Origin of the sequence: Actimicrobium sp. GrIS 1.19 (assembly GCF_035984655.1) — a bacterium.
Taxonomy (GTDB): domain Bacteria; phylum Pseudomonadota; class Gammaproteobacteria; order Burkholderiales; family Burkholderiaceae_D; genus Actimicrobium.
The window spans coordinates 1-7,537 of sequence record NZ_JAXCHT010000056.1 but is presented as its reverse complement, the minus strand read 5'-3'; the positions used below and the strand labels follow the sequence as shown (position 1 = coordinate 7,537).

Sequence of the window (7,537 nt, the reverse complement as noted above, 5' to 3'; positions counted from 1 at the left end):
GCGACCACAGGAAAAATCGCAAACGTTCGACGTAACGCGAACAAAAAATCCGCGCTACGCCGTCGAACAGGCGGAATTCGATTTGTTCCGCGTTTTCTTAGCTGAAAAATGCGCGTCACCACATTGATGCTGATCCAAACCATCCGATTGCGACATGTGCAACTAGCGAGAACACTCAGGCGAACTTGACCGTCGTGTCCGACGCAAACGAGGAAACGATTACCGACCGAATCGACGAGGCAGCCGGCCAGACACCGTTCGTGATCGTCGACCTAGCGGGTACGGCTTCCAAAATCGTTGTCATGGCTGTGTCGCGAGCTGATTTTGTGATCGTCACGACGCTAGGTGCCGGGCTGGATGCGGAGCAAGATAGCGAAGCTCGGAACGTCATTCGTCAGCACGAAAAATCCATGCGCCGGGCAAATCCCTACTATGTCCTGCCGTACGTGGTGTTGCTGACCAGGACAAATTCAGCCATCCGGGCGAGGACGATGGCGCATATCCAGAAAAGTCAGATCGACGCCGGCATCCCAGTTTTCAAATCGGAGTTGAATGAGCGCGAAGCATTCAAGGCGATGTTCAGCTTCCGCCAGCCGCTTGATCACCTGAGGGCGTCGGCAGTAACGACCGTCGACAAGGCTATCGCCAACGTGCAGGGCGTCAGCATGACAACCAAACAGATCGATCCAGTAGCGGCGCCGGCGCGCAAATCCCTTTGCTGACAACTACCTCAATGACCTTCCAGCGAAGCTGGTGACCAAGCCGCGGCCGACGAAGGATGCCAGCGACGAGGTAGCCGCCAAGACCGGGTTCACGCGCGGCGCAGGGAAGGGCGTCGAGAGCCAGCCGGGCGTGCCAGGCGCTCAATGACGGGGCGGAATATGCAGCTGATCGACAAGGTAACAGGCGAAATCCTTGAGCGCTTTTACGCCATCGCTGACGGGTTGGACCGGCCGCTGGGCGATGTTTTCAAGCGCGCAGTGGTTGCGCTGAAGAGAAAATGACGAAGCAGGGCGATTACACTAGTAGCTACCCGCCGAGAGCGACCATTTTGTGCGGGTTTCCGGGCAAAGGCGAACGAAATTGTTCAGGAAACTTGTATTGCAGCGTCCGGGTTGGCGGCGTCAATCTGAGCAGAACGACCATTTCATGCGGGTTTCCGGGCAAAGGTGAGAGGAATTGTTCAGGAAACTCGTGTTTCACGTTCCAAGCTGACAGTTTGTGCTCGCCAAAAATGACCGTTTCATGCGGGTTGCAACGGCTAAGGTGAGAGAAATTGTTCAGGTTTTCTGTAGTTAGGTCGGCTCGGTCAGCTAAGGTGATAGGAATTGTTCCGATTTTCGAAAGGAATCAGAAAAACAGAGACGGGGGGCGGAATTATTTCCCTGTAGCATCTTAGGAGGCTGTTTCCGCCAGAAAATATGCTTCAATCGGCGCCGAGATCTGTGAAACGAAGAGTTCGGAACAATTCTTATCACCTTAGCCGACGCAAGCTGCATGTTGCCCTCATTCCACAGTTGATCGCAACCGTTGGCCTTGGTCTGCGCTTCGGCCATCGAGGCGTATTGGAAAAGCGTGGCCTGGCCGACCCAGGGCGTGTTTATCGGTGAACCGTTGGCCGCGCCGTACCGGGCATCGGCCGGTCGGTAAAAACTTGTCGGCGTAGTCCGTTCGGCTCATCTCCGGGTGTGTGCACGCCATCAGACTGACACAGTCGCTCGGTAGACTTGTCGTTGAGGCAAGTTATCGCATCGCCCCGTCAATTCGGTCTGTGCAGGACGCCATGCTGCTTCCGTGCTTTTTTCGTTCCAGTTGGCCACCCCTTCCATTGACGTGATTTCAGGAAACGACATGACAACGATTTTCAAGAATGCGCTGCGCACCGTCGCGGTGGCGGGTGTATTGGCTGCAACCCTGTCGGGTGCGCATGCTGCACCAACTGGCTTGCTCATTTCCGAGTGGATGTATAACGGCCTGGCCACCGGCGGTGTCGGCGAGTTCGTCGAATTCACCAACTTTGGCACGACCGCGATCAACATGAGCGGGTGGAGTTTTGACGATAACAGCCGCCTTGCCGGTTCAGAACCGCTGGCGGCGTTCGGCACCATTGCCGCCGGCGAATCGGTCATCTTCACCGATGCCACGGCTGCGGCATTTCGCTCTGCCTGGAACCTGGGTACATGTAGCGGCTCGCGTTTCAAACCGGCCGTGCTCGCATTCAGCGCGTTTTCCGGCTCAAATTAATTGCAAGTGATTAATCGCTCGTGCTCACGCTATCTGCAACTGTGCTTGCAATCAACCAGACCGGCTTGCATTTCATTTCGATGTGCTCACATTATTTGCGAATGAATTGGCGCAAAGCGAGTCAGGTGATTCTAACTTCGTTGAGCAAGTCGGGGTGACGATCCAGTACTTTGAGCAGCTTCACCAGAGCCAGCGGCGGCTTGGTCTTACCATTTTCGTAGCGCGAGAATGCATTGACGCCACCGCCGAAAATTTCGGCTGCTTGGCGTTGATCCAGATCGAGCTTTTTGCGCACCTTAGCAATGTAATCAGGATCGACGTAGGCCGCATTCACCTGACGCTGAAACTGCCCAAGCAACTCGCTGTAGCGGTCGCCATGCTCGCGGTTCAAGATCACCTCGCCGCAAGCTGGACAAAAGTCGCCCGTTACCGTTGGAATGGTGGTAGTTTCGCCCTTGTAGATGAAGGGTATATCGCGGGTGTCGTGGATCAGTTCCGCCGCTCCACAGCATGGGCATTTCATGGTCACAACTCCTTAAAAGAAACAATCAGAACGTCATCAATGACGGTCAGCTTCAAGTACACATCGGCACTATTGGCTGTCTTGGCGTGGTACACGTCCTGCCAAATTCGATGATCCGCGTGAGTCGTCATGCTCTTGTAGAAGTCGGCAGATGTGAGGGATACGACCACGGCACACATCCCGGCCAGATCATTGATGCCCAGCTCACGAGCACCGTTGAATGCGCTGGCCGTGGCGTTGACCTTACCGGCTTCGATCAAGGCTTTCACGACTGACAACTTGCAGTGAGGGGTGCCTTTTTCCATGCTTTATTATAACCTAGTTGGTAAATTTCGCAAGTAGGTTAATTCCATTGCGCTTTACGATTTCAGCGTCCCGTTTTGGTATACCCAAACGGGCGCGGCCACCGAGACGCTTTTTGCGTCTCGCAAGGGTTCATTCTGCACATCCGGGACGCCCCCAGCGACAGGTCTAGACCCTATCGAGACGAATTTTCCCCTCATCCCATTTGCACTTAGCGTGAGCACGGCGACATTGAATGCGAGCAGGTGCCGTCGAATGCAAGCTCGTTTGCAGATAGCGTGAGCACGAGCCCGTTTTCATTTGCAGTTAATTTGAGCCGAAAACTGCGTCGAATGCGAGCATGACCGTTTTCAAACGCGAGCCGCTACAGGTACAGGCGTCAAGATCATTGGCGGAAATGTGAACAATCTCGGGCGTTCCGATGAAATCAATCTGTACAACGGCAGCACGCTGATTGACCGCCTGACCTACAACGACCAGGGCACCGGGTCGGTCGTCGGACCCCGCACTTCCGGCATCAGCGGTGAAGCGAAGTCGGTCGCCGCCTTTGGCGCGAACAATGCCACGCTGTGGAAGCTGGCAACGGTGGGCGACACCGAGCATGCCTATACCTCCACGAATGGCGACATCGGCAGCCCCGGCTTCACCGCATTCGTCTCGGTTTCGGCGGTGCCTGAACCACAAGCTTACGCATTGCTGCTGGCCGGCCTGGCATTGTTCGGTGTGGTTGGCGCGCGCCGCAAGCAAGACAACGGTCAATAACCATTCGGGACGCGGCGGAGTTTTCCGTCGCATTCGCCGCTCTTAACAAGCATTCCCCTTTTTGGATAGCCATCATGAACCATAAAAAACTTCTTCCGCTGCTGTTGGCATCGCTGTTCGCCGCACCGGCGTTTGCCGCAGTCGATCTGCTTGCCATTGGCACGCTCAGCGGTAACGCGTTCGATCTGTCGAGCCAAACCGCTGGCCCACTTGAAAATGGCCTCGCCGGTAACTTGCTCGGCGGGCTCGGTTCAGGCATCGCCTATGCCGGCAACAATACCTTCATCGCAACGCCCGATCGCGGTCCGAACGCGACACCGTATAACTCGCTGGTCGACGACACCAGTTCTTACATCGCCCGCTTTCAGACCATCACGATGAGCCTGACCGCCAACACGTCCGGCAGCGGTTATGCGTTCAATCTGACGCCGACGCTGACGGCAACCACGCTGCTGTCGAGCGCCACGGCACTGACCTACGGCACCGGCGCCGGCCTGAATCTGCCCAATGGTGCGCCGGCGCTGAACGCGGTCAATAACACCAATTACTTCACCGGCCGTTCGGACAACTTCAACGCCGCGCTGCCATCGACCAATCCGAACAACGCGCGACTCGATCCGGAAGCGGTGCGCGTGTCAGTCGATGGCAAGAGTGTGTTTGTGTCGGATGAATATGGCCCGTACGTGTACCAATTCGACCGTGCCACCGGCGAGCGCATCAAGTCGTTCGCGCTGCCGGCCAATCTGGCCATCACCAATTTGAACGCCCAAGGCGCGCTTGAAATCTCCGGCAACACCACCGGACGGGTCACCAACAAGGGCATGGAAGGCCTGGCCATCACGCCGGACGGCAAAACCCTGTATGGCATCATGCAGGCGCCGCTCGAGCAGGACGCTGCTAGCAAGATCAAGAGCGTGCGCATCGTCAAGATCGATGTCGCCAGCGGCGCGGTCAACGAGTATGCGTACACACTGACCACCGGTTCCGGCGTGAGCGAAATCGTGGCCTTGAACGACCATCAATTCCTGGTCGACGAGCGCGATGGCAAGGGCTTGGGCGATGGCACCACCGCCGTGGCCAAGCAACTGTTCAAGATCGACATCACCGGCGCGCAGGATGTGTCGGCGCTGTCGGGCGACCTGTCGACCAAGGCTGTCAGCAAGATGCTGTTTCTGGACATCGTCGCCGTGCTCAACGCCAAAGGCATTGCCAGCAACATGATCCCGTCCAAAATTGAAGGTCTGGCCTTCGGCGCGGATGTGACGGTCAACGGCGTGCTCACGCATACGCTATACGTCACCAACGACAACGATTTCGTGCCGGGTACTGCTGGCGACAACAAGTTCTTCGTGTTCGGCGTGACCGATGCCGATCTGGCCGCAGTGGGCGCGACGTATGTGGCGCAATCGATTGCCGTGTCGGCCGTGCCTGAGCCAACCACGTCGTGGATGCTGCTGGCTGGTCTCGGTTTGATGGGCTTTGTGGCACGTCGTCGCAAGAGCGCCGCTGCGAAGTAATTGGTAATGCGCTGACCGGAATGGTCGGCGATATGGAAAAAGCCCGCGCCGTAATTATTTCCGGCGCGGGCTTTTGCATTGATGAGGGGCAGGCGCTACGTGGCATCCTTCGGTGGGTCATTCTTTGCATTGACTTGCAGAATTGCTTCGTAATTTTGACCACCGTAGAACAGGCCAATAATCGATATGTACCCGGCATCGACGTCGAAGGCAATCACGGTACGTTTCCTGTAATTGGTGATGCGCAGGCCCGGACGTATATCGTCGCGCATGGCACCGCGATGGGGAAAGCTGCCGAGGCTCTCGCAGTATTCTACGATCGCCTCGGTGTAGCGCGCTGCCGTATCGGGCGAAGCCGCCGCAGCGATGTAGTTGTACAAAGCGACAAGTTGTTCCTCGGCTTCGGGTGCAAAGTTGACGCGATAGTTCATCGCGCCTTGATGTGCTCGCCCGCGAGACGGGCACGAATTTGGTCTGCGGTAACAGCGCGGGATGGATCTTCCTTCAACGCATCGTAAGCTGGGCCGACCTGATCGTGCAGCCAGTTTTCAATAGCCCGATCACGGGCGAGAAGCGCACGCAAACCATCGCGGATGACTTCGCTCTCGGAGGCGTATTCGCCATTTTGCACCTTGGTTTTGATGGCGTCGGCCATGTCATTTGGCAGGGTAATGCTGAGTTGTTGCGTGGTTCGCATGTTGCGCTCCCAATGCATGAACAGGATTGAATCCTACTGCAATGTTTGCGATCAGTCCAACGGCGCTGAGTCGGCATGCCACCTCATGAAAGATGCGATGCGCGACGGTGTCGAAAAGTGCACCGTCGCGCAGCACAAGCTGCCCGGCTTACACCAGCGTCAGCGTCACATCAATATTGCCGCGTGTCGCATTCGAGTAAGGGCACACGATGTGGGTCGCGGCGACAAGCGCCTCGGCGGCGGCGCGGTCCAGGCCTGGCAGGCTGATTTTCAGTTCCACTTCAATGCCGAAACCGGTCGGGATCGGGCCGACGCCAACCGAACCGTTGATGGTGGTCTCGGCCGGGATGGCGATCTTGTCGCGCATGCCGACAAATTTCATCGCGCTCAGGAAGCAGGCCGAATAGCCCGCTGCAAACAGTTGCTCGGGGTTGGTGCCGACGGCGCCGGCGCCACCGAGTTCTTTCGGTGTCGTCAGTTTGACATCCAGCACGCCGTCGGAGGAAACGGCGCGGCCGTCGCGGCCTCCAGTTGCGGTGGCGTGGGCGGTATACAGTACTTTTTCGATCGTCATGGTGAAACTCCTGTCAAGTTGGTCCGGCGCGGTCGTGGCCGGGTTGGGGGAAAACGGTGTCGGCGCGCCAGTGCGGCAATCCGCAAACCGGGTCGTGCATGCTGCTGTTTAGTGGTTCTCTTGCAGGGTGGCGCGCAGTGCCGCCAGTTGCTCGGTCAGCGCCCGGATCTGCGCCAGCGTGCAACCGGATGCACAAAACATCGACTCCGACAATGCCGCTGCGCGCGTGCGCAGCGCCTGTCCGCCGGCGGTCAAGGCGATGATCACTTGGCGCTCGTCGCCGACGGCGCGTTGGCGCGTAACCAGTTGCTGTACTTCCATGCGCTTGAGCAGCGGCGTCAGTGTTGCTGAATCCAGAAATAGCCGTTCGCCGATGCCGCTAACAGTCAGGCCATCGTCCTGCCACAACACCATCAGTACCAGATACTGCGGATAGGTGATGCCGAGCGGACGCAAATGCTTGCGGTAGACCTTGTTCATCGCCAGCGATGTCGAGTACAGCGCAAAACACAGCTGGTCATCCAGTTGCGGGGCAGGGCGTTGTGGTGGTTGATTGGTCGGCATGCATCGCAGTTTAGATCGTGCGCTATTCAATAGCAAGCTATTTAAGATGTGGTAGTCTTGATCAGAATGCGTGACAAACCTCGTCCTTCAGGGCGGGGAAGGATAACGCGGACGGCGCAGCCGTCCTTGCATTTGTTTTCGCCTTAAGCTTGTCACGATCAACGTCGAGTCTGTATCTTCCAACCATGCTCCGACGCCAAGCCTACAAATACGAACTGATGCCCAACGGCCTGCACCAGCGCACGCTGCGACGCTTTAGCGGCGCATGCCGGTTCGCGTTCAACAAGGCTCTGGCGTTGCAGCAAGAAAATCGCGCCACCGGCGGTAAGTTCATCCGCTACGAATCGATGGCG

At 57.3% G+C, this 7,537-nt stretch carries 11 protein-coding genes and 1 pseudogene; 6 read left to right on the top strand and 6 right to left on the bottom strand.

What is annotated here, in order from left to right:
• Positions 1-185: 185 nt before the first annotated feature.
• From RCH09_RS19185 to RCH09_RS19175, 3 genes are all read left to right on the top strand, one after another.
• Positions 186-722 carry a chromosome partitioning protein ParA gene (locus RCH09_RS19185; protein ID WP_326942752.1) on the top strand — a complete coding sequence of 179 codons (537 nt, stop codon included), beginning with the start codon at positions 186-188 and terminating at the stop codon, positions 720-722.
• A gap of 159 nt (positions 723-881) precedes the next feature.
• Complete coding sequence (locus RCH09_RS19180) at positions 882-1,004, top strand: hypothetical protein (RefSeq protein ID WP_326942751.1); 123 nt, start codon at positions 882-884, stop codon at positions 1,002-1,004.
• Positions 1,005-1,851: 847 nt separating this feature from the next.
• Entirely contained in the window at positions 1,852-2,244 is a 393-nt protein-coding gene (locus RCH09_RS19175; protein ID WP_326942750.1) for a lamin tail domain-containing protein, read from the top strand.
• Positions 2,245-2,365: 121 nt separating this feature from the next.
• Here RCH09_RS19175 and RCH09_RS19170 read toward each other — a convergent pair whose 3' ends face one another.
• The gene (locus RCH09_RS19170) at positions 2,366-2,767 is read right to left on the bottom strand and encodes a type II toxin-antitoxin system MqsA family antitoxin (protein WP_326942749.1); all 402 of its coding nucleotides are present in this window, start codon (positions 2,765-2,767) and stop codon (positions 2,366-2,368) included.
• A 2-nt stretch (positions 2,768-2,769) separates the two neighbouring features.
• On the bottom strand, positions 2,770-3,072 hold the full coding sequence (locus tag RCH09_RS19165) for a type II toxin-antitoxin system MqsR family toxin (protein ID WP_326942748.1): 303 nt from the start codon (positions 3,070-3,072) through the stop codon (positions 2,770-2,772).
• 652 nt (positions 3,073-3,724) lie between these two features.
• Between RCH09_RS19165 and RCH09_RS19760 the strand changes: the two are divergent.
• Together RCH09_RS19760 and RCH09_RS19155 are read left to right on the top strand one after the other, a co-directional pair.
• A pseudogene (locus RCH09_RS19760) lies at positions 3,725-3,832 on the top strand (PEP-CTERM sorting domain-containing protein); the annotation flags it as partial.
• 74 nt (positions 3,833-3,906) lie between these two features.
• On the top strand, positions 3,907-5,349 hold the full coding sequence (locus RCH09_RS19155) for an esterase-like activity of phytase family protein (protein WP_326942746.1): 1,443 nt from the start codon (positions 3,907-3,909) through the stop codon (positions 5,347-5,349).
• Positions 5,350-5,444: 95 nt separating this feature from the next.
• Here RCH09_RS19155 and RCH09_RS19150 read toward each other — a convergent pair whose 3' ends face one another.
• The 4 genes from RCH09_RS19150 to RCH09_RS19135 form a co-directional block, all read right to left on the bottom strand.
• Positions 5,445-5,780 (bottom strand): type II toxin-antitoxin system RelE/ParE family toxin, encoded by a 336-nt coding sequence (locus RCH09_RS19150; RefSeq protein ID WP_326942745.1) that lies wholly within the window; start codon positions 5,778-5,780, stop codon positions 5,445-5,447.
• Positions 5,777-6,046 (bottom strand): ribbon-helix-helix domain-containing protein, encoded by a 270-nt coding sequence (locus RCH09_RS19145; protein ID WP_326942744.1) that lies wholly within the window; start codon positions 6,044-6,046, stop codon positions 5,777-5,779. Before RCH09_RS19145 ends, RCH09_RS19150 begins: the two co-directional genes overlap by 4 nt.
• Positions 6,047-6,194: 148 nt before the next feature.
• Complete coding sequence (locus RCH09_RS19140) at positions 6,195-6,620, bottom strand: organic hydroperoxide resistance protein (RefSeq protein ID WP_326942743.1); 426 nt, start codon at positions 6,618-6,620, stop codon at positions 6,195-6,197.
• Positions 6,621-6,728: 108 nt separating this feature from the next.
• Positions 6,729-7,184, bottom strand: coding sequence for a MarR family winged helix-turn-helix transcriptional regulator (locus tag RCH09_RS19135; protein WP_326942742.1), 456 nt, complete (start codon positions 7,182-7,184; stop codon positions 6,729-6,731).
• Positions 7,185-7,369: 185 nt separating this feature from the next.
• Between RCH09_RS19135 and RCH09_RS19130 the strand changes: the two genes are divergently transcribed.
• Positions 7,370-7,537 (top strand): helix-turn-helix domain-containing protein (locus tag RCH09_RS19130; protein ID WP_326942753.1); only part of this gene is annotated, 168 nt, incomplete at its 3' end.